20 protein-coding genes and 1 pseudogene are annotated in these 20120 nt (G+C 73.5%); 4 read left to right on the top strand and 17 right to left on the bottom strand.

The features are described 5' to 3' along the window. From ACI78Z_RS22975 to ACI78Z_RS22940, 8 genes and pseudogenes are all read right to left on the bottom strand, one after another. Nucleotides 1-335, bottom strand: a pseudogene (locus ACI78Z_RS22975) (hypothetical protein); the annotation flags it as partial. Beyond that, entirely contained in the window at nucleotides 332-1165 is an 834-nt protein-coding gene (locus ACI78Z_RS22970) for a hypothetical protein (RefSeq protein WP_457038852.1), read from the bottom strand. The gene ACI78Z_RS22970 and the pseudogene ACI78Z_RS22975, both read right to left, overlap by 4 nt. Further along, complete coding sequence (locus tag ACI78Z_RS22965) at nucleotides 1162-2367, bottom strand: cupin domain-containing protein (RefSeq protein ID WP_457038851.1); 1206 nt, start codon at nucleotides 2365-2367, stop codon at nucleotides 1162-1164. Before ACI78Z_RS22965 ends, ACI78Z_RS22970 begins: the two co-directional genes overlap by 4 nt. 17 nt (nucleotides 2368-2384) lie before the next feature. Beyond that, nucleotides 2385-4025 (bottom strand): FAD-dependent monooxygenase, encoded by a 1641-nt coding sequence (locus tag ACI78Z_RS22960; protein ID WP_457038850.1) that lies wholly within the window; start codon nucleotides 4023-4025, stop codon nucleotides 2385-2387. An 8-nt stretch (nucleotides 4026-4033) separates the two neighbouring features. Further along, a complete protein-coding gene (locus ACI78Z_RS22955) occupies nucleotides 4034-4996 on the bottom strand; it encodes an MBL fold metallo-hydrolase (RefSeq protein WP_457038849.1) in 963 nt (320 codons plus the stop codon). Between the two features lie 212 nt (nucleotides 4997-5208). Then, nucleotides 5209-5505, bottom strand: coding sequence for a hypothetical protein (locus ACI78Z_RS22950; protein ID WP_457038848.1), 297 nt, complete (start codon nucleotides 5503-5505; stop codon nucleotides 5209-5211). A gap of 25 nt (nucleotides 5506-5530) precedes the next feature. Further along, a complete protein-coding gene (locus ACI78Z_RS22945; protein ID WP_457038847.1) occupies nucleotides 5531-6880 on the bottom strand; it encodes a flavin monoamine oxidase family protein in 1350 nt (449 codons plus the stop codon). A gap of 29 nt (nucleotides 6881-6909) precedes the next feature. Next, on the bottom strand, nucleotides 6910-8418 hold the full coding sequence (locus tag ACI78Z_RS22940) for an APC family permease (RefSeq protein WP_457038846.1): 1509 nt from the start codon (nucleotides 8416-8418) through the stop codon (nucleotides 6910-6912). 279 nt (nucleotides 8419-8697) lie between these two features. Here ACI78Z_RS22940 and ACI78Z_RS22935 point away from each other — a divergent pair, with 279 nt between their 5' ends. Next, on the top strand, nucleotides 8698-9285 hold the full coding sequence (locus ACI78Z_RS22935; protein ID WP_457038845.1) for a TetR/AcrR family transcriptional regulator: 588 nt from the start codon (nucleotides 8698-8700) through the stop codon (nucleotides 9283-9285). A 3-nt stretch (nucleotides 9286-9288) separates the two neighbouring features. Here ACI78Z_RS22935 and ACI78Z_RS22930 read toward each other — a convergent pair whose 3' ends face one another. Both ACI78Z_RS22930 and ACI78Z_RS22925 read right to left on the bottom strand, forming a co-directional pair. After that, nucleotides 9289-9882, bottom strand: a complete 594-nt coding sequence (locus ACI78Z_RS22930) for a TetR/AcrR family transcriptional regulator (protein ID WP_457038844.1) — start codon at nucleotides 9880-9882, stop codon at nucleotides 9289-9291. A gap of 47 nt (nucleotides 9883-9929) precedes the next feature. Next, on the bottom strand, nucleotides 9930-11897 hold the full coding sequence (locus ACI78Z_RS22925; protein ID WP_457038843.1) for a primary-amine oxidase: 1968 nt from the start codon (nucleotides 11895-11897) through the stop codon (nucleotides 9930-9932). Nucleotides 11898-12016: 119 nt separating this feature from the next. Here ACI78Z_RS22925 and ACI78Z_RS22920 point away from each other — a divergent pair, with 119 nt between their 5' ends. Next, nucleotides 12017-12400, top strand: a complete 384-nt coding sequence (locus tag ACI78Z_RS22920; RefSeq protein ID WP_457038842.1) for a hypothetical protein — start codon at nucleotides 12017-12019, stop codon at nucleotides 12398-12400. A gap of 221 nt (nucleotides 12401-12621) precedes the next feature. Here the strand turns inward: ACI78Z_RS22920 and ACI78Z_RS22915 are convergent, their stop codons facing one another. The 7 genes from ACI78Z_RS22915 to paaA all read right to left on the bottom strand — a co-directional run bounded on the left by ACI78Z_RS22915 (nucleotide 12622) and on the right by paaA (nucleotide 17867). Next, complete coding sequence (locus tag ACI78Z_RS22915) at nucleotides 12622-13014, bottom strand: thioesterase family protein (protein ID WP_457038841.1); 393 nt, start codon at nucleotides 13012-13014, stop codon at nucleotides 12622-12624. Beyond that, nucleotides 13011-13781, bottom strand: coding sequence for an enoyl-CoA hydratase-related protein (locus tag ACI78Z_RS22910; RefSeq protein WP_457038840.1), 771 nt, complete (start codon nucleotides 13779-13781; stop codon nucleotides 13011-13013). Before ACI78Z_RS22910 ends, ACI78Z_RS22915 begins: the two co-directional genes overlap by 4 nt. Before the next feature lie 5 nt (nucleotides 13782-13786). Then, nucleotides 13787-14881: a 1,2-phenylacetyl-CoA epoxidase subunit PaaE gene (gene paaE, locus ACI78Z_RS22905; RefSeq protein WP_457038839.1), complete on the bottom strand. Its 1095-nt coding sequence runs from the start codon at nucleotides 14879-14881 to the stop codon at nucleotides 13787-13789. Further along, the gene (paaD, locus tag ACI78Z_RS22900; protein WP_457038838.1) at nucleotides 14881-15438 is read right to left on the bottom strand and encodes a 1,2-phenylacetyl-CoA epoxidase subunit PaaD; all 558 of its coding nucleotides are present in this window, start codon (nucleotides 15436-15438) and stop codon (nucleotides 14881-14883) included. Before paaD ends, paaE begins: the two co-directional genes overlap by 1 nt. A gap of 5 nt (nucleotides 15439-15443) precedes the next feature. Beyond that, entirely contained in the window at nucleotides 15444-16352 is a 909-nt protein-coding gene (gene paaC, locus ACI78Z_RS22895) for a 1,2-phenylacetyl-CoA epoxidase subunit PaaC (protein ID WP_457038837.1), read from the bottom strand. A 94-nt stretch (nucleotides 16353-16446) separates the two neighbouring features. Continuing rightward, the gene (gene paaB / locus ACI78Z_RS22890; protein ID WP_457038836.1) at nucleotides 16447-16899 is read right to left on the bottom strand and encodes a 1,2-phenylacetyl-CoA epoxidase subunit PaaB; all 453 of its coding nucleotides are present in this window, start codon (nucleotides 16897-16899) and stop codon (nucleotides 16447-16449) included. Next, nucleotides 16896-17867 (bottom strand): 1,2-phenylacetyl-CoA epoxidase subunit PaaA, encoded by a 972-nt coding sequence (gene paaA / locus ACI78Z_RS22885; RefSeq protein WP_457038835.1) that lies wholly within the window; start codon nucleotides 17865-17867, stop codon nucleotides 16896-16898. Before paaA ends, paaB begins: the two co-directional genes overlap by 4 nt. Nucleotides 17868-18090: 223 nt before the next feature. Here paaA and paaK point away from each other — a divergent pair, with 223 nt between their 5' ends. Together paaK and ACI78Z_RS22875 are read left to right on the top strand one after the other, a co-directional pair. Next, complete coding sequence (gene paaK, locus ACI78Z_RS22880; protein WP_457038834.1) at nucleotides 18091-19431, top strand: phenylacetate--CoA ligase PaaK; 1341 nt, start codon at nucleotides 18091-18093, stop codon at nucleotides 19429-19431. Then, nucleotides 19428-20036: a TetR/AcrR family transcriptional regulator gene (locus tag ACI78Z_RS22875; protein WP_457038833.1), complete on the top strand. Its 609-nt coding sequence runs from the start codon at nucleotides 19428-19430 to the stop codon at nucleotides 20034-20036. The genes paaK and ACI78Z_RS22875 overlap by 4 nt, the downstream gene beginning before the upstream one ends. Nucleotides 20037-20120: the final 84 nt, after the last annotated feature.

Genomic DNA, 20120 nt, shown 5'->3' with positions numbered 1-20120 from the left:
GCCGTACTCGTCGAAGACGTCGTGCTCGGCGGCGACGTCGAGCCGCTGCCGGGCCTTGAAGCTGAAGACCGGGCGGCGGGGGGGGGGGGGGGGGGGGGTGTGGGCGGGGGGGTGCGCGCCCCCCCCCCCCCCGCCCACGCCTGCGGCCCGCGGGCCATGAACGCGTTGAGCGAGCCGGTGGCGTGCACGTCGTCCCCGGTGACCGCGGCCAGGTCCAGGACGGCGTCGCCGATGGCCACCCCGGTGCGGGGCGCGGTGCCGGGGGTGGAGAAGACGCCGTAGGGCAGGTTGTCCAGCCCGAAGCCGCTGTCGGAGGGGATGTCGAGCCAGCTCATGCGGGGATCCGTTCCGGTGCGGGCAGCAGGCCCAGGGCGACGAGGTCGTCGACCGGCTCGAGCACGCTGCAGGTGCCGAAGGAGGTGAAGACGGCGCGGGCCCGGGCGGCGCGCTCGGCGGGCCACGTCCGCAGCGCGGCAACCACCGCTCCGGGGTCGGTCTCGGTCAGCCAGGCGGTCGGCGTCGACGTCTGCGTGACGAGCGCGTCGACCGCCAGCAGGACGTTGAGGAAGCCGTGGTGGACGAACCCGGTGGCCGGGTCGGTGTGCCGCACCGCGTGGTGCAGCCCGGCGGTGCACTTGAGCGCCACATCGCGCGTGACGCAGTCGGTCAGGGTCCCCGCGAGCTCCTCCGGCGAGGGGAACAGCGCGGCGCGCACGCCGCCGGTGCGCAGCTTGGCGCGGTGGCCGCTGCCGGTGAGGACGTCGAGCACCTCGTCCCGGGCGGCGCCGCGGGGCAGCTCCACCGCCGCCGGCACGCCCGCGGGCAGGACGCCATCCAGCACCCGGACCGCCTCGCGGGCCGCCACGGCGTCGGCGACGACCGGGACCTCGACGGCGGCCAGGGTCAGCCCCGGGTGGGTGGCGACCCGGGCCGCGGCGGCCGGCAGGTCGCCGGCCGCCGCGATCAGCGAGACGTCGACCGGCCCGCCGTCGCCCAGGTGGTCGGCGAGCTCGCCGAGCCGGGCGGCCGGCACCACGAACGGCCCGACCAGGTCGCCCAGCCGCTCCCCCAGCTCGCGGTGGGCGGGGACGGCGGCGGCCATCGGCGCGTCCCCGGGCGGGAACAGCGCCGCGTCGTCGAACAGCCGGGTGAACAGCGCCCTCACGCCGACGGCCCCCGCCCCGACCAGGTCCAGGCGTAGCGCCCGTCGTCGACGGCGGTACCGGCCTCGCCGAGGTCCAGCGGCCGGAAGGTGTCGACCATGACCGCCAGCTCGTCGAAGTACTCCACGCCCAGGGACCGCTCCACCGCACCGGGCTGCGGGCCGTGGGAGTGCCCGCCGGGGTGCACCGAGATCGAGCCCTTGCCGATGCCCGAGCCCTTGCGGGCCTCGTAGTCGCCGTCGACGTAGAACATGATCTCGTCGGAGTCGACGTTGGAGTGGTAGTAGGGCACCGGCACCGCCAGCGGGTGGTAGTCGACCTTCCTGGGCACGAAGTTGCAGATGACGAAGTTGGAGCCCTCGAAGACCTGGTGCACGGGCGGGGGCTGGTGGATCCGGCCGGTGATCGGCTCGTAGTCGGCGATGTTGAACGCGTACGGGTAGAGGTGCCCGTCCCAGCCGACCACGTCGAACGGGTGCTCCGGCAGCACGTGCACCGTGCCGGCCAGCCCCCCCGGGCCGGTGCCGCGGTGCTTCACGTACACCTCGACGTCGGTGCCCTCGGCCAGCAGCGGGCCGGTCGGTCCGCGCAGGTCGCGCTCGCAGTACGGGGCGTGCTCCAGGAACTGCCCGTACTTCGACAGGTACCGCTTGGGCGGGGCGATGTGGGAGTTGGCCTCGATCGCGTAGGTGCGCAGCGGCTCGGTGCCGGTGGGGATCCAGCGGTGGGTGGTGGTCCGCGGGATGACCACGTAGTCGCCCTGACCCACCTGCAGCGTGCCGAAGGTGGTCTCCACCGTGGCGGTGCCGCGCTCGACGTAGACGCACTCGTCGCCGGTGGCGTTGCGGTAGTACGGGCTGGGCAGGCTGCTGACCGCGTAGGAGATGCGGACGTCGGCGTTGCCCAGCACCAGCCGGCGGCCGGTGACCGCGTCGGTCGCCTTGTGCTCCTCACCCGGGAACAGGTCGTGCAGCTTCAGGTGCCGCGGCACCAGCGGCGCGTTCGGCGTCAGGGTCTGGTCGGGCAGCTGCCACGGGCGGGCGTCGACGATCGCCGACGGGACGCCACGGTGGTACAGCAGCGAGGAGTCCGACGAGAAGCCCTCCTCGCCCACCAGCTCCTCGTAGTACAGGCCGCCGTCGGGACGACGGAACTGGGTGTGCCGCTTCGGTGGGACCTCGCCCACCTGCCGGTAGAACGCCATGGGGATGACTCCTTCGGTTAGACGACCGCCAGGCCGTCGTGCAGGGTCCCGCCGCGAGCCTGCGAGCGGTGGGGGGCACGGGGGTCCTTCTGGGGACGGGCGAGCAACCGGGCCACCGCGGGGGTGACGTCGGCGGAGCGGGTGAGGACGGCGGCGACGTGCGCGTCGGGGCGGAGCACCCAGACCTCGTCGGGCCGGGCGCCCAGCGCCGCGCGGAGGAGGCCGCCGGCGTCCAGGTCACGGATCCGGTGCACGCCCACCGGCAGGCCGCCGAGGTCGGGCAGGTGGGGGAGCGCGGCGTCGTCGCCGAGCAGCACGGTCACGCCCTCGCGGGCGAGCTGGCGGAGCCGGACGACGTCCGGCCGGCCGGGCACGGTGACCGGGCAGTCGGGCACCAGCACGCCGGGTGCGGGGACCGGGACGTCGCCCCGGGCCGGCCGGCCGGGGAAGGGGCGCGCCGGGTCTGGGGTGGTCAGCGGGGAGTCGACGTACCAGAACGGCTCGGCGAGCCGGCCGGAGTCGACCTCCGCCCGGGCCTGCTCGTCGGTGGCGGCCCGTTCCAGGACGTCGAGGCGGCGGCGGGCCTCCTCCTCGCTGCGCGGCACGAGGAAGCGCATGGTCGCGCCGGTGACCTCGATGTTCTCCAGCGCCGCGGCGTGCCGCTCGTCGTGGTAGCTGTCCAGCAGCGACTCCGGGGCCCGGCCGCGGAGGACGAACGCGATCTTCCAGGCGGCGTTCTCGGCGTCCAGGACCCCGGAGTTCAGGCCGCGGGCCCCGAAGGGGGAGACGAGGTGCGCCGCGTCGCCGGCCACGAGCACGCGGCCGACCCGCATGCGGTCCACCACCCGGGAGTGGAAGCGGTAGACCGACTTCCACACGACCTCGTAGGGGCGGTCGCCGATGACCTGGCGGATCCGCCGGTCGAGGCCCCCGGAGGCCTCCTCGGCGGCCAGGTCGAAGTCCGGCGGCACCTGCCAGTCGATCCGGAAGGTCGAGTCCGGGCACGGGTGGATGAGCACCTGGCGGCCGGGGTTCCACTCCGGGTCGAAGTAGAACCGGCGCTCGGTCTCCCAGCCGGGCAGATCGGTCCGGATGTCGCAGATGAGGAAGTGGTCGTCGAAGGTCTCGCCCTCGAACGTCAGCCCGAGGGCCGACCGCAGGGCGTCGCTGCGGGGGCCCGCACAGGCGACGGCGTAGGACCCGCGGACCGTCTCGCCGTTCGCGCAGGTGACCGACACCCCGGAGCCGTCCTGCTCGATGCCGGTGACCCGGTGTCCCCAGCGGACCTCGACCAGCGGCTCGTCGGTGATGCGCTCGTCGAGCAGCCGCTCGGTCTCGCACTGGGAGATGTTGACGAAGGGCGGGAACGGGGACTTCCCGCGGTCGGCGAAGCGGAAGCTGAACAGCTCGGTGTCGCGGTGGAAGGTGCGGGCGGTGGTCCAGGTGACCCCGCGGCGGGCGACCTCCGCGCCGACGCCGACGGCGTCCCAGACGTCGAGGACGTCGCGCTGCTGGCAGATGGCCTTGCTGCCGATCACGTCGCGCTCGTCGCGGCCGTCGAGGACGACGACGGGCAGGCCCCAGCGGGCCAGCAGCAGTGCGGTGGTCTGGCCGACCGGGCCGGCGCCCAGGACCAGCACGGGTGCGGGAGCGGTCATCGGGGGCCTCATCCCTGCAGCTCGTCCCAGACCTGGCGGTCGCGCTCGGCGGTCCAGATCACGGGGCGCTCGATGCCGGAGAACTCGTCCCACAGCCGCTGGACGTCGAAGGGCAGGCAGTGCTCGAAGATCGGCCACTGGCCGTACTGCGGGGCGAGCGCGGCGTGGGTGGCGGCGAACGCGTCCTTGAGGGTGCCGCCCGAGCGGTGCGCCTCTCCGACGGTGCGCTGCATGGTGAGCAGGAAGTCGCGGGTCTGCTCGATCGCGGCGTCGACCTCGTCACGGCCGCGCGCGATCTTCCCCCGCCCGCCGACGAGCTGCCGCGCGCCCAGGGCCTTGACCCGGTCGAGGGTGCCGGCGGCCCAGTCGAAGTGGAACGCGTCGCCGGTGTAGAGCGCGGCCTGGGACTCGACGAGGTCGCCGGCGAAGACGATCTCCTGCTTGGGCAGCCAGGCGACGATGTCGCCCTCGGTGTGCCCGCGGCCGAGGAACTCCAGCACCAGCTCGCCGCGGTCGCCGCCGAGCTCGATGGTCAGCCTGTCGCGGAACGTCATCGTCGGCCAGGTCAGACCGGGGATGGACTCCGGCTCCTCGAACAGCCGCGGCATCCGGCCGTACTCGCTCTCCCAGTCCTGCTGGCCGCGCTCCTCGATGAGGTGCTTGGTCTGCTCGGAGCTGACGATCACCTCGGCGTCGAACGCGCTGGCGCCGAGCACGCGGACGGCGTGGTAGTGGCTGAGCACGAGGTAGCGGACCGGCTTGTCGGTGTGCTGGCGCAGCTTGGCCAGCCAGCGGCGGGCGGCGACGGGGGTGGCCAGCGCCTCGAAGCAGACGAGGAAGTCCTCGCCCTCGATGGCGCCCAGGTTGGGGTCGCCCTCCGCGGTCAGGGCGTACACGCCGTCGGCGAGCACCTCGAGGGTCTGCTCCTTGACGCCGAGGTCGGCGGAGGAGGCGAAGGGCTTGGCTGCCATGAGGAGGTCTCCAGGTCGGTGGCTGTTCGTTAAACGAATCAGCTGTTCTCTTACTGGTCTAACGGTACGGGTTTGTGATGGTCGGCACAAGGGGGTCGAGGGCCTGGGTCCAGCGGGCCGTGGGCCGATGGGCGCACCCGTGCCCTGGTGTGCCGGCGCCCGGGCGGCCCGAGGGGGTCCTCGGGGCCCGGGCGCCGGTGGTGCCAGGGAGATCAGGCGACGGGCATCCACGCCATGTCGATCGAGACGACCTCGCTGACCGCGGCCATCCGGCCGAACTCCGGCATGCCGGCGGCCTTCGCGTTGGCCGCCTCGGCCTGCTCGACGCTGTCGTAGACCCAGACGTCGGTCCAGGTGCCGTCCTCGCGCTTCGCGATGACGGGTGCCGCGACGAAGCCGGGGATCGCGGCGGCGACGGCAGCGACGGCGCCGGGGCGGCTGGCGAGGAACTCCTCCTCCTGGCCGTCGTGGACACGGAGGTGGACGAACTCGACGAGGTGCTGCTTCACGGGGTGCTCCTTCGCATCGTGGGGATCAGGACCGGACGAGGGTTGTCTCGTCCACCGGGCCGAGCGCGTCGGCCGAGGTCAGCAGGGCGTGCACCGCGCGGCCGGCGCGCATGCCGCTCTCGATGGCGCCGTCGATGAAGCCGGCCCAGCCGTCGGCGTAGTCGGAGCCCGCGAGCACCACGCGCCCCTCCCGGCGCTGCAGCTCCGCCAGCGCTGCGGTCAGCTGCCCGGCGCGCTGCATGGGCCACGTCTCACCGGAGAGCTCGTCGGCGACCCAGTCGTGGCCGGCGACCTCGAGCACCTCGACGTCGGGCAGCCAGGTACGCAGCGCCTCCTGGACGGCGGCGGGGTCGGTGCCGTCGAGCCGCTCGCTCACCGAGCCGAACGCGACCACGAGGGTCTCGCCGTCGGCGACGGACTCGACCTGGCACAGCGTCAGGGGTGCCGACCCGGGGGCGAGGGCGACGAAGGGCTCGTACTCGCCGCGCAGCCGCGCCCACACCTTGACGCCCTGGGAGGCCTGGCCTCGGTGGGCGGCCCGCCGTTTGCCCTCCGACAGCGGCGGGTCGAACGCCACCGAGGCGAGCACGTTCAGCGGCAGGGTCACGACGACGGCGCCCGCGGTGAGGGTCGAGCCGTCCTCCAGGGTGACCGTCGCGCCGGCGTCGTCCTGGGCGACCGATGTCACCCGGGTACGGGTGCGGATCTCCACCCCGGCGTCCGCGGCCATCGCCTCGATCAGGCCGCGGGTCCCGCCGACGACCTTGTAGGTGGCGCAGGCCTCGAACATCAGCTGCCAGCTGCCGCCGGCCAGGGCGCACCAGCGCAGGCCCTGGGCGTAGCCGCCGTCCTCGGTGCGGCCGCTGAAGTTGGTCGCCCACATCCCCTCCACGGCGTCGAACTCCTCGGGGCCGAGGCCGAGCTGCTCCAGCTTCTGCCGGATGGTCAGGCCGTCGACCTCCGCGAGCCGGTCGCCGTTGAGCAGCGGTTGGTACGGCTGCGGGAAGTAGGTGAGCGCCTCCTCCGTGCTGCCGGCCATGCCGCGGTCGATCAGCCCGAGCAGCTCGTCGGCGGTGCCGCTGTGCACCGTGCCGCTGCTGAGCCAGTAGCCCGTGACCGGCGTGGGGGAGGGGGTCACGCCGATGCCGTAGCGGGTCAGCTCGGCCCAGGTGTGCGGCTGGATCCAGTGGACCCAGGTGCCGCCCATCTCCAGGTCGCGGCCGAGCCGGGTGTCGGTCCAGGTGCGGCCGCCGATGCGGTCGCGGGCCTCCAGCACCAGCACCCGGTGCCCCTGCCGGCGCAGCTCGCGGGCGGCGGTGATCCCGGCGAAGCCGGCGCCGACCACGATGACGTCGGTGTCGTGCGAGGTGGACATGTCGCTCCTTGCGGCAGTGCCGGGTGTGGTCAGACGGTGGGGGTGGCCGGCGCGGGGTCGGCGTCGCGCGTGCGGACGACCGGCGGTTCGTCGTCCGCCGGGCGCCGGCGCAGGGACTCCAGGGCCACGCCGACGAGCAGCACCAGCGGGACGGAGAGGACCAGCGGCACCGCGGTGCCCAGGGAGCCCCCGATCAGCAGGGTGAAGTAGGTCAGCACCAGCGCGGCCAGCGCGGCGATCAGCACCGCGGCGAGGGCCGGTGCGACGAGCGTCTGCCACGGCCGGGTGTCCAGCCGGGTGCGTCGGAAGAAGACGACCACCGAGATCGACGTGAGGAGGTACAGGACCACCAGGCCGAGGACGGCGACGCCGCTGAACCAGGCGAACAGCGTGAGCACCGGGTCCAGACCGAGCACAGCGAACGGCATGACCAGCAGCAGGGCGAGCACCGTCTGCAGTCCGCTGGCGACGAACGGCGCGCCCTGGCGCGTGGTGCGGGAGACCCCGGCCGGCAGCGCCCCGCCCCCACCCAGCGAGTGCACGTACCGGTTGGAGGCGTTGTGGAAGGCGAGGATCCCGGCCAGCAGCGAGGTCGCCAGCAGGACGCCGCCGACCTCGGCCGCCCACGGGCCCAGGGCGTCGGAGATGGCCGCGAACAGCAGCACCGTGCCGTCCCCGGACTCCAGCGCGCTGCCGGCGGCGGCGACCACCTGGTCGGCGCCGTAGGAGCTGACCACCATCCAGGAGACGAAGGCGAAGAACAGCGCGATGGTGCCGACGGCCAGGTAGGTGGCCCGCGGGACGGTGCGCGCGGGGTCCTTCGCCTCGGCCGAGTAGATGGCGGTGGACTCGAAGCCGAACATCGACGCGATGCCGAAGGTCAGCGCGATGCCGGGGGCGCCGGCCAGCAGCGCCGACGGCGAGAAGCTGGCGCTCGGGTCCAGCCCCTGGGGCCCGCCGCCAGTGACCAGGGTGACCAGGGCGAAGGCCAGCAGGATCCCCATCTCCCCGGCGACGAGGAGGGCCAGGAACCGGGCGCCGAGCTCGATGTTCAGCGACCCGAGCACCTGGACCACGGCCATCGTGACCAGTGCGCACGCCCACCACGGCGGGGCCACGCCCAGGTGGGTGTCGGCCAGGGAGGACACGATGACCCCGTACAGGCCGTACATGCAGGCCTGCACGGTGTTGTAGGACCACAGCGCCAACAGCGCCGACCCGGTGCCGAGACGCCGGCCGAGCCCGCGGCCGATGTAGGCGTAGAAGGCGCCCTCGGCGGTGATGTGCCTGCTCATCGCGATGAACCCCACCGCGAAGAGCGCGATGACCAGGCCGACGACCAGGTACGCAGCCGGCGCACCCGCGCCGTTGCCCAGCGCCACGGCCAGCGGCAGGGCGCCGCCGATGCCGGTCAACGGCGCCTGGGCCGACAGGACGAAGAAGAGGATGCCGACGACGCCGATGGCGCCGCGCTTGAGCTGGCGGTTGCCGCCCCGTTCGTCGACGGGCGGGGTGGGGGTGTGCGTGGCCTGGGACATGGTCGCTCCGAGGGATGGCGGGATCCGGGCGCGGCGGTACGAGGACCGCGGCCGCGGGAGGAGACGTCGTGCCCGATGGGACGACGGACTGCGATCTGGGCGCTCGGTCAGAACTATCCATACGGACAGTTGTGACCGCTGACACAGAGGATGCCTGTGACCGAGGAACTGGTCAAGTGGTCAGTTGTGCTTTCTACCGGTCGGGCCGGGTCCGACCGGGTCGCGGCCGTGGGCGTGCCCGTCCGTGCGTACGGTCGACCCACCGAGGAACGGGGCGACATGACAGGAACCGAGACCGCGGCGATCGCCGCACGGCCGGCACCGGGCTACGGAGAGGGGCGGCGGGCGCTGCTGGCGGCCGCCGTGCACGTGGTCGCCACCCGGGGGCTACGGCACCTGACCTACCGGTCCGTGGCGCAGGAGGCGGGTGTCGCCCACGGGCTCGTCGCGCACCACTTCGGCTCGCGGGACGCCCTGCTGGAGGCCGCGCTGGAGTTCTCCCTGGCCAACAGCGTGGGCTCCATCAGCGCCGACCCGGGCAGCGGTGACCTCGACGCGCTGTTCGCCGGTGTCGTCGAGATGGTCCAGGCGAACCCCGACGACCAGGCGTTCCAGTACGAGCTGATCCTCGAGGCCCGGCGCCGCCCGGAGCTGCGCCCGCAGGTGGAGCAGGTCTACGCGGCCTATCGGCAGGCGCTGCGAGGCGAACTGGAGGCCGCGGGCATCCACGCGGACGACGGCCTGGTGCACCTCGTGTTCGCGGCCGTCGACGGACTGGTGTTCCAGCAGGTGTGCCTCGACGACGCGGACGGCGCACGAGCAGGCGTGGAACGGCTGCGCACCCTCCTCCGCCCGCTCGTTCGGTAGCCCTCAGCGGGCGCGGAACCCCGCGAGGAACGCGTCCAGCATCGCGACCTGGGTCGCCGCCGGGGTGGGTGCTCCCGGCGTCGTGGCCAGCACCTGCAGCCCCATGGCCATGGCGAGCAGTTGCTCGGCCAGGACGTGGTCCGGCGTCGCCACCGTGACGTCGCCGTCCTCGCGGGCCTGCTGCAGCAGCTCCGTCAGCTCGCGGCGCCAGCGCTGCATCGCCGCGTCGTTGAGCTCGGCGAAGCGCTCGTCGGCGACGGTGCGGCTCCAGAAGGGCAGGACGATCCGGGCCTCCATCCGGGTCACCTCGGTCGTCGGCATGACCTCGACCAGGAACGCCCGGAGAGCGGCCGCCCCACGCAGCCCGGCCGTCGCCTCCCGGATGCGGTCGTTGGTCCGGTCGAAGACGTAGCCGTAGGCGGCCTCGACGAGCGCTTCCTTGTTGGCGAAGTAGTAGGCCAGCGCCCCGTTGGCGTAGCCGGCCTCGCGGGCGATCTCCCGCATCGTCGCGGCGTCCGCACCACGGGAGGCCATGAGCCGCCAGGTGACCTCCAGGATCTCCCGGCGTCGTTGCTCGCGGTCCACCAGCTTCGGCACGGGACTCCTGACTGTCGTCGGTGACCTCAGTGTGCCCAACCGCGGACTCAGCCATGGCAGCAGCCGTCCTCGACGTCGCTCTCCCCGCCGGCCGCGCGGGAGCGGCAGTGGGCGCTGGCGTTCGGGGGGACGTCGAGGGTGGGGTTGCGGTCGAAGAAACCGACGGGCTTGAGCCGGAAACCGGTGTGGTCGACGGGCATGACCGGCCAGTCCTCGGGCCGGGGGACGTGGGTGAGGCCGAAGGTGTGCCACACCACCAGGTCCGTCGCCTCCAGCTCCCGGTCGGCGGCGACGTACTCGGGCAGACCGGCGCCGCCCGGGTGCTGGTTGACGAAGTCGCCGGCCGCGTAGCGCTCGGCCGGGTCGTAGGCGGTGACCCACAGGTGCTTGGCGGCGAAGGTGGCGCGGCGGTGGATGGGGCTGTCCGGGTCGGCCAGCAGGGGTGGCTGGCCCTCCGGCAGCAGGGCGTAGGCGACCGGGTCGCCGAGGCGGTTGCGGCTGGTCGGGTTGCTGATGTGCCAGACACGGCCCACCGACTGGTCGGCCATCCGCTGCGCCTCGGACTCGCGGCGCAGCGTCGTCCGCTGCTGGGCGAAGGCGTTGCCGCGCGGGTTGTCCGGGCCCATCGGGACGCGGACGAAGTCCAGCTCCTCCACGGTGTTGGTCGGGCCGTCGACGGCCATGTCCAGCCGGGCGCTGAACAGGTGCTGGTGGAACGGGGCGCCCAGCCCCGGGGCGATCTCGGACGCGTACGGGTAGCCGGTGCCGGGGTGGGCGGAGGTGAAGACGATGCCGGTGGCCTTGACCTCGAAGCCGATGGTGCCGTCGAGGTAGAGGTACCAGTAGAAGCCGTAGTCGTAGTTGCCGATCGTGGTGAAGAAGCTGATCACCATGCGGCGCTGGCGGCGGGTCTCCGACGAGCCGGCCCACAGGTCGGTGTGCTTCCAGAGGACGCCGACGTCCTCCTCGTGCATGCAGATCGCGTTGCGCAGCACCTGGGGGTTGCCGCGCTCGTCGGCGATGACGGCGTCCATGTAGGTGATGTCGCCGAGGCAGTCGCAGCCGAGCTCGAGCGCGTTGGCGTACCGGCCGACCAGGTACTCGCCGGTGTCGAAGTAGTTCTGCCACGACCGGACGGGGGAGGGGTCGGCGTAGGGGACGACCATCTCGGCGATCGAGGCCCGGTGGATGACCGGCCGCAGCCGGCCGCCGTCGACGACGCCGATCTGGTGCAGGGTCAGCCCCTCGCGGGCGTCGAACCCGACGCGCAGCTGCCAGCCCTCCCAGGTCAGCAGGTTGCCGTCGAGGGTGAAGCTCGGGCCCTCGGGCTGGGTGATCTCGATCGGCTTCTGCGTCGTGCGCAGCGGGCCGGTGACCGCCGGGTCGTCGAAGTTGCCCGACTCCTCGGGCACCGGGACCGGGCCGAGGTCGATGACCTGGTCCACGGTCTTGTTCATCACGTCGACGTAGGCGACCAGCCCGTCGATCGGGTGGGCCCAGGCGTGGTCGCGGGGGTGGTCCTGGCGGAAGGCCAGGCCGCGCAGGATCCGTCGCCCTTCCTCCTCCGGGTACTCGAAGACGCCGGCGGACAGCGGCGCCACCCGGACGTCGGCGACGTCGAGCCCGCGGGCGGCCAGCGCGGCCAGCCAGCGCTCGTCGGTCGCGAGGACCTCCTCGACGAGGGCGAACTCCTCGTCGAGCACCGGCAGCTGCCCGTCGGCGGCGGCATCGAGCGCCCGGTCGGAGACCACCACCCGGTCGGTCACGGAGACGACGACGTCCCGGGCGTTCGGCTTCGCCACGTCGTGGAGCAGCACCCGCAGCCGCCGGTCGGTGGCGGCGTCGGTGTCGTACAGCGCCGCCTTGTCCGGTTCGTCGAGGCCGACGTAGACGAACCGGGTCGACTCCGCCACCAGGCCGGCGGTGTCGAGGACCTCGCGGGCCGCGGTGACGTCCGCGGCGCTCAGCTGGGCGAGGGGGTGGATCGCGGTGCTGACGGTGGTGTCCGCTGCCATGGGGGCTCCCAATCTTGGTTCTACGCGTGTAGAAAGACGGCGTGACCCAAGTTACAGCGGGCGGCCCGATATGTGAAGACCGTGTCTCAAAGCCGAACTCGACGTGGTGGTCGGTCCTGGTGCGATGGAGCGCGGTCCTCGTCGCTCTGGGCTCCTCGGCGGTGCACGTGCTGGCCCTCGCGACCGGCGCCGCGCCGTCGTCGGTGCAGGTCGTGGTGGTGCTGCTGATGGGGATGGCCTGCCTGCCGTGCGCCGTGCACCTCGCGCTGTGGCCGCGACGTCGCACGTGGGTGCAGACCGCCGCGGTGTCCGCGGCGATGCTCGTGGGTCACCCGCTGCTGTCCGCGGTGGGTACCGGACACCACGGGACGGCGCACGGGAGCGGGGCGGCTGCCGGCGTGGGGGTGGCGATGGTCGTCCTCCCCGCGCTGGGTCTGGTCCTCGCCTCGGCCGGGCTGAGCCTGCAGGGCGCGAGGACCACCCCGACCGGTCCGGCCGCCTGAGAGCAGCGCGGCGGACCGCCTGCACCGTCTCCGCGTCCGCCACCGGCTCGCGGAGGGTGTGGTCCGCCCACCTGACGCCTTCGCCGATCCGCTCCGGCTCCGTCGGGCGCGGACGCCTGCGCACGCTCGCCGCGCTCCTCGGACGCCCCCCGCCCTGACCGTCCGCCGGGCCGGGGGCGTCCGCACGCACGACCCGGGCTCCCGCGGCCCGGGAGTCGCCCCTATCGCCCGCCGATGCGGGCCTGGACGGCCTCCTCGCTCATGACCACCTGGCCGGTCGTGCCCCGGCCGAGCACGCGGCCCTCGGCGTCGACGGCGGTGCACTCGCAGGTCAGCCGGTTGCCGCGGAGTTCCACGCACCGGGCCGTCACCCGGACGGCATCGCCGACCCGGGCCGGGGCCAGGTGCTCGACCGACAGCGAGCTGCCGATCCCGGCCTCGCCGGGTTCGAGGTACCGGAGCAGCAGCTTCCGGCCGGCCTCCTCGAAGTGCTTGGCCATCGAGTAGGTCGCGTACACCGGGTGGACCGGGCCGAGCTCGTCGAAGCGGACGGTCATGTCCGGCGTCACGACCACGTCGAGGAGGGCCGACTCACCGACGGGGACGGCCCTCACGCGGGCACCCAGCGGGCGGGCCGCTTCTCGCGGAAGGCAGCGATGCCCTCCTGGCCCTCCTCGCCGGCGAACAGACGCGCGGACAGGTCCAGGAGGGCCGGGAACCGCTCGGCCAGTGGCCCGGTCCGCGCCGCGCGCAGCAGCCGCTTGGTCTCGGCCAGGGCCAGCGGCGCACCCTTGCCGAGGGCCTCGACCTGCGCGGCCACGCAGGCGTCGACGTCCTCGGCGGGGACGACGAGGTCCACGAGCCCGCCGGCCAGCGCCTGCGGGGCCTCGAACACCTCCCCGGTGAGCAGCAGCCGGTGCGCCACGCTCGGCACCATGCGCGGGAGGACGACGGCGGAGATGACCGCCGGGGCGATCCCGATCCGGACCTCGGTGAAGGCGAAGGAGGCCGCCTCGGCGGCGACCACCACGTCGCAGGCGGCCAGCAGGCCGACGCCGCCGGCCCGCGCGGGACCGCGGACGGCGGCCACGACCGGCTTGGGTGAGTCCCAGAGCATCTCCAGCAGTGCCGGGAACTCGTTGACGCCCTGGTCCTGGGCGGCGCCGCCGGCGGCCTCGGCCAGGTCCATCCCCGAGCAGAACACCCGGCCGGTGTGGTCGAGGACGACGGCCCGCACGGAGTCGTCGGCGATCGCCTCGGTCAGGGCCGAGCGCAGCTGGGCGCGCATCGCCCGCGAGAGCGCGTTGCGGTTGGCGGGGGAGTCGAGCGTCAGCGTGGCGACCCCGCGCCGACGCTCCACCTGCAGGACCCGGTCACTCATCGGCGTCAGGCGTCGAAGTCGACGGTCACGGTGTCGGAGATCGGCACCGACTGGCAGGTCAGCACGTAGCCGGCCTCGACCTCCTTGGGCTCGAGGGCGTAGTTGCGCCGCATCTCGACCTCCCCGTCGGTGACCCGCGCCCGGCAGGTGCCGCAGACCCCGCCCTTGCAGGCGAAGGGCAGGTCCGAGCGCACCTTCTGGGCGGAGTCCAGCACGGTCTCGTCCTTGGGGAGGGCCAGCGTGGTGGAGCGGCCATCGAGGACGACGGTGACCTGGCTGCTGGGACCGGTGACGGTCCGGTCGTCGCCGCGGACCGGCTGCGGCGGGACGTCGTCGACGTAGAACAGCTCCTGGTGCAGCTTCTCGGCCGGCACCCCGAGCTCGGCGAGGAGCTCCCGCGCGTCGCTGACCATGCCGTGCGGACCGCACAGCCACCAGTGGTCCACGCGCTCGACCTCGACCAGGTTCTCGACCAGGGCGCGCAGGCGGGCGCCGTCGAGCCGGCCGCTGGTCAGCGCGGCGTCGCGCGGCTCGCGGGAGAGGACGTGCACCAGCTGCAGGCGGGGACCGTGGGCGTCCTTGAGGTCGGCGAGCTCGTCGGCGAACATGACGGTGTTGGTGCGGCGGTTGCCGTAGAAGACCGTGACCGTGGACTCGCCGTCGCGCAGCACGCTGGCGGCCAGCGACAGCGCCGGGGTGATGCCGGAGCCGGCGACGACGAAGACGTGGTCGGCCGGCGTCGACAGGTCGGCGGTGAAGGTGCCCGACGGCGGCAGCACCTCGATCGCGTCGCCGGGTGCCACCTCGTGCACGAGGTAGGAGGAGAAGAAGCCCCCCGGGACCTCGCGGACGCCGACCCGCGGCGCGGCGCCCACCGGTGCGCAGATGGAGTAGGAGCGGCGCTCGTCGCGGTCGCCGTCGACCCGGCGCAGGGTGAGCGCCTGGCCGGGCTGGAAGCGGTAGTCCTCGGCCAGCTCCGCGGGGACGTCGAAGGTGACCGCGACGGAGTCGTCGGTCAGCCGCTCCACCTTGGCCACCGTGAGCGGGTGGAACTGCGGTCGCCGCCGGGGGCGGGCGGGGGCCTCGGCGGGCGCGGTCATCAGATCTCCTTGAAGTGCTCGAACGGCTCGCCGCAGCTGCGGCAGCGGCGCAGGGCCTTGCAGGCGGTGGCGCTGAACTCGCTCTGCTCCACGGTGTCGGGCGAGCCGCACTGCGGGCAGCCGGCGGTGCGGCGGGGAGGCCCGAGCTGGAGCGGGACCGGGCCCGGAGCCTGGACCGGTGCCGTCCCCGGCGGGGCGATGCCGCCGGCGGCGAGCTTGCGGCGGCCCTCGGCGCTGACCCAGTCGCTGGTCCAGGCCGGGGAGAGGACCGTGCGGACGTCGACGTCGCGGAAGCCGGCCGCGTGCAGCGCGTGGAGCAGGTCGGCGCGCATGACGCCCATCGCCGGGCAGCCGGAGTAGGTGGGGGTGATCTCGACGACGACCGTGCCGTCGTCGTCGGTGCGGACGTCGCGCAGCACGCCGAGGTCGGCGAGGGTCAGCATCGGCAGCTCGGGGTCGGTGACCGTCTCGGCCACGGCGCGGGGGGTGACTTCCGCGCGCGAACGGTCGCCGGCCGCCGGGTCGGAGGTGCCTTTCGCGCGCGAAAGGCTGTTCACGGCGGTCACCAGGTCGCCGCCGGGTGCTGCCGGGCCAGCCCCTGCAGGGTGTCCAGCAGCTCGGCCAGCTCCGGCCCGTGCTGCCCGAGACGTCCCCGGGGCGGTGCGTCGGCGGGCCACCCAGGCACGGCGAGCGTGGCCCGCTCGAGCACCCGGGTGAGCACGTCCCGGACCTCGGCGCGGACGTCGGCGGGGTCGACGGCGACGCCGGCCGCGGCCAGCCGGGTCTCGACGTCGGTCGCCGTGAACAGGTCGGCCAGCAGCGGCCACACCACCTCGACGCCGTCCTGGGCGCGGCGGTGCGACTCCGCGGTGCCGTCGCCGAGGCGCAGCACCCAGCGGGCGGCGTGGTCGCGGTGGTAGGTGAGCTCCTTGACGCCCTTGGCAGCGATGGCGGCGAGCACCGGGTCGCGGGAGTCGCGGAGCCGCGCGAAGACCGCGAGCCGGACCGAGGCGGCCACGAGCAGCCGGACCATCGTCCGGGCGAAGTCGCCGTTCGGCGCCTCGACCAGCGCGGTGTGGCGGAACTCGTCGGCGTCGCGGAAGTAGGCCAGCGCGTCCTCGTCCGGGATGGTGCCGGTGGCCAGATCGCGGGAGCGGCCGAGCACACCCACCGAGCCGGCGCGGGCAAGCAGCAGCCGGGCCTGGCCGAGCAGGTCGAGGCCGATGTTGCCGATCGCGACCTCCTCCTCCAGCTCCGGCGCGCTGGTGACCCACTGCGTCAGCCGCTGCGCGAGCACGAGGGCGTCGTCGCCGAGCATCAGGCAGTAGGCGCCCAGGTCGGCGGGGTCGATGCCGTCGGGGACGGTGGTGTCGACCCCGGCCAGCGGCTCGTCGAAGCCGGTGCCGAAGGCCCAGTGCCCCGCGTCGTCGTGGGCGTTGGACAGGGCCTCGTAGACGGTTTCCTCGTGCACTCGAGAACGCTCCTCGGGTTCGTGACGGGCGGCTGGCACGGCCCCCTCTCAGGTCCCGCCCCCGAGGTCCGAGGGGGTGGGGGAGGGGGTCCTCTCACATGTGGGGGACGTCCTCGGGGATCTCGTAGAACGTCGGGTGGCGGTAGACCTTGTCGCCGCTGGGGGCGAACAGGGGGTCCTTCTCGTCCGGGCTGGACGCGGTGATGTCGGCGGCCCTGACGACCCAGATGCTCACGCCCTCGTTGCGCCGGGTGTAGAGGTCGCGGGCGGCGTCGATGGCCATCTCGTCGTCCGGTGCGTGCAGGGAGCCGACGTGCACGTGGTTGAGGCCGCGCTTGCCGCGGACGAACACCTCGTACAGCGGCCAGTCGCGCTTCACGACCGGGCGCCGGGGCTGCACCGGGACCTCCGGGCCGGTCGGGATCGCGCCGTGCCCGCCCTCGGCGGTGACGGTGCCCATCGGCTCGGCTCCGCCCTCGTTCCGCTCCTCGGTCGCTGGCGCTCCCTGCGGTGCTCGCTCGGCCGTCGTCCTGGCGTCGGTGCTCATCGGGCCTGCCCCTCGGCGGCGTGCTTGGCTGCGTAGGCGGTCGCCGCCTCGGTCACCCAGGCGTTGTCGTCGCGCGCCGCACGGCGGCGGGCGATGCGGACGGCGTTCATCGGGCCACTGCCGCTGATGACGCGCTTGAACTCGTCCCAGTCGATCGCACCGAAGCGCCAGTGGCCGCTGTCGGCGTCCCAGGTGAGGTCCGGGTCGGGGAGCGTGACGCCGAGGGCCTGCGCCTGCGGCACGCTCATGTCGACGAAGCGCTGCCGCAGCTCGTCGTTGGTGTGCCGCTTGATGCCCCAGGCCATCGACTGGGCGGTGTTGGGGCTGTCGTCGTCCGGCGGGCCGAACATCATCAGCGACGGCCACCACCACCGGTCCACGGCGTCCTGCACCATCCCCCGCTGCTCGTCGGTGCCGCGCATCATCGTCATCAGCAGCTCGTAGCCCTGCCGCTGGTGGAAGGACTCCTCCTTGCAGATCCGGATCATCGCCCGCGCGTAGGGGCCGTAGGAGGAGCGGCACAGGGGCACCTGGTTGCAGATGGCCGCCCCGTCGACCAGCCAGCCGATCACGCCGACGTCGGCATAGGTGAGCGTCGGGTAGTTGAAGATCGAGCTGTACTTCTGCTTGCCCTCGATGAGCTTGTCGGTGAGGTCGGCGCGGTCGGCGCCCAGGGTCTCCGCGGCCGAGTACAGGTACAGGCCGTGGCCGGCCTCGTCCTGCACCTTGGCCAGCAGGACGGACTTGCGCCGCAGGCTGGGCGCGGCCAGCAGCCAGTCGCCCTCCGGCTGCATCCCGATGATCTCCGAGTGGGCGTGCTGCGCGACCTGCCGGATGAGGGTCTTGCGGTAGCCCTCGGGCATCCAGTCCCGCGGCTCGATGCGGTGGTCGGCGGCGATGGTGGCGTCGAACTGCGCGTGCAGGGCGGTCTCGTCGGGCGCGGGCCGTTCCAGGGTGGGCGCGGACATCTCGTCCCCTCGGGGTGTGACGGCGAGCGGTCATTTACTGACCGGATGGTCGGTAATGAGTGTGCACGACGCCGGCGTGCCGCACAAGTCCCCAGCCGGAAGTCCCCGCGGGGCTTGACAGGCGAGCCCCGAGGGAGTTCATTACCTGACCATCCGGTCGGTATTTGGGGTCCGACCCGCCGACCGCCCGGCGACGACGCTCAGGACCACGGAGGCCTCCGCCATGACGGCTGTGACCAGCGAGCCCACCCGGCGCCTGGGAGCGCCCCCAGACCCGGCCATCCTCGACCCGGCGGAACGGATGTCCGGCGAGGAACTGCGCGCCCTGCAGCTGGACCGGCTGCGGTGGACCCTGCGGCACGCCTACGCGAACGTGCCGCACTACCGGGCGGCCTTCGACGCGGCCGGCGTGCACCCGGACGACTGCCGGGAGCTCGCCGACCTGGCGCGGTTCCCCACCACCAGCAAGGCCGACCTGCGCGACAACTACCCCTTCGGCATGTTCGCCGTCCCGCAGGACCAGGTGCGCCGGGTGCACGCCTCGTCGGGCACGACCGGCCGTCCCACCGTCGTCGGGTACACCGAACGGGACATCGACACCTGGGCCACCGTCATGGCCCGCTCGATCCGCGCGGCCGGCGGGCGGCCCGGCGACAAGCTGCACAACGCCTACGGCTACGGCCTGTTCACCGGCGGACTGGGCGCCCACTACGGCGCGGAGAAGCTCGGCTGCACCGTCATCCCGGTCTCCGGCGGCATGACGCCGCGTCAGGTCCAGCTGATCACCGACTTCGAGCCGAGGGTGATCATGGTGACGCCCTCGTACATGCTCACCGTCATCGACGAGTTCGAGAAGCAGGGCCTCGACCCGAGGGCCAGCTCCCTCGAGATCGGCATCTTCGGCGCCGAGCCGTGGACCGAGCAGATGCGCCGCGAGATGGAGGACCGACTCGACATCCAGGCCGTCGACATCTACGGCCTCTCGGAGGTCATGGGCCCGGGCGTCGCGCAGGAGTGCGTGGAGACCAAGGACGGCCTGCACATCTGGGAGGACCACTTCTACCCCGAGGTCATCGACCCGCTGACCGGTGAGGTGCTGCCCGAGGGCGAGCAGGGCGAGCTGGTCTTCACCTCGCTGACCAAGGAGGCGATGCCGGTCATCCGCTACCGGACCCGCGACCTCACCCGCCTGCTGCCGGGCACCGCTCGCCCGGGCATGCGCCGGATGGAGAAGATCACCGGCCGCACCGACGACATGATCATCCTGCGCGGGGTCAACCTCTTCCCGACCCAGATCGAGGAGATCGTCCTCCGGACCCCGGGGCTGTCCCCGCACTTCGCCCTGGAGCTGACCACGCGCGGCCGGATGGACCACCTGACCTGCCGGATCGAGGCGCGTCCCGACTGTCCGGCCGAGCGCCGGGCCGGTGCCGCGGCCGAGGTGGCCAAGGCGGTCAAGGACACGGTCGGGACGAGCATCGAGGTCCTGGTGGTCGACCCCGAGACCCTGGCCCGGTCGATGGGCAAGCTCAAGCGGATCTACGACCACCGGGACCGCGCGTGACCGCAGCCGGCACCACCACCGGGCGGCGGGGACGTCCGGGCCACTCGCTGGACTCCCTGCTCGACATCGCCGTCGCGGTCTTCAACGAGCGCGGCTACGACGCCACCAGCATGGAGGAGCTCGCCACGCGGCTCGGCGTCACCAAGTCCGCGATCTACCACCACGTGTCCAGCAAGGTCGAGCTGCTCCGGCTCGCGCTCGACCGGGCCCTGGACGCGCTGTTCGCCGTCACGGAGGAGCCGGGCGCCACCACGGGCCCGGCCATCGACCGTCTGGAGCACGTCGTCCGGGGATCGGTGCGCGTGCTCGCCGCCGAGCTGCCGTTCGTCACCCTGCTGCTGCGGGTGCGCGGCAACTCCCCGGTCGAGCAGGCGGCCCTCCAGCGACGTCGTCAGTTCGACCGCGTCGTCACCGACCTGGTGCGCGCCGCGGAGGAGGAGGGCGACGTCCGTCCCGACGTCGACCCCGCCATCACCAGCCGGCTGCTGTTCGGCACCGTCAACTCACTGACCGAGTGGTACCGACCCGACGGCGGCCTGTCCGCCGACGACCTCGCCGACGCACTCGTCGTCACGACCTTCCAGGGCCTGCGCGCCAGGTCCTGACCCCCATTCCCGGGGGGGGGGGGGGGGGGGGGGGGGGGGGGGGGGGGGGGGGGGGGGGGGGGGGGGGGGGGGGGGGGGGGGGGG

It is taken from the genome of Geodermatophilus sp. SYSU D01176 (genome assembly GCF_054050015.1).
Note: the sequence above shows the minus strand (reverse complement) of the source record. Positions and strands in the feature narration are given on the sequence as shown.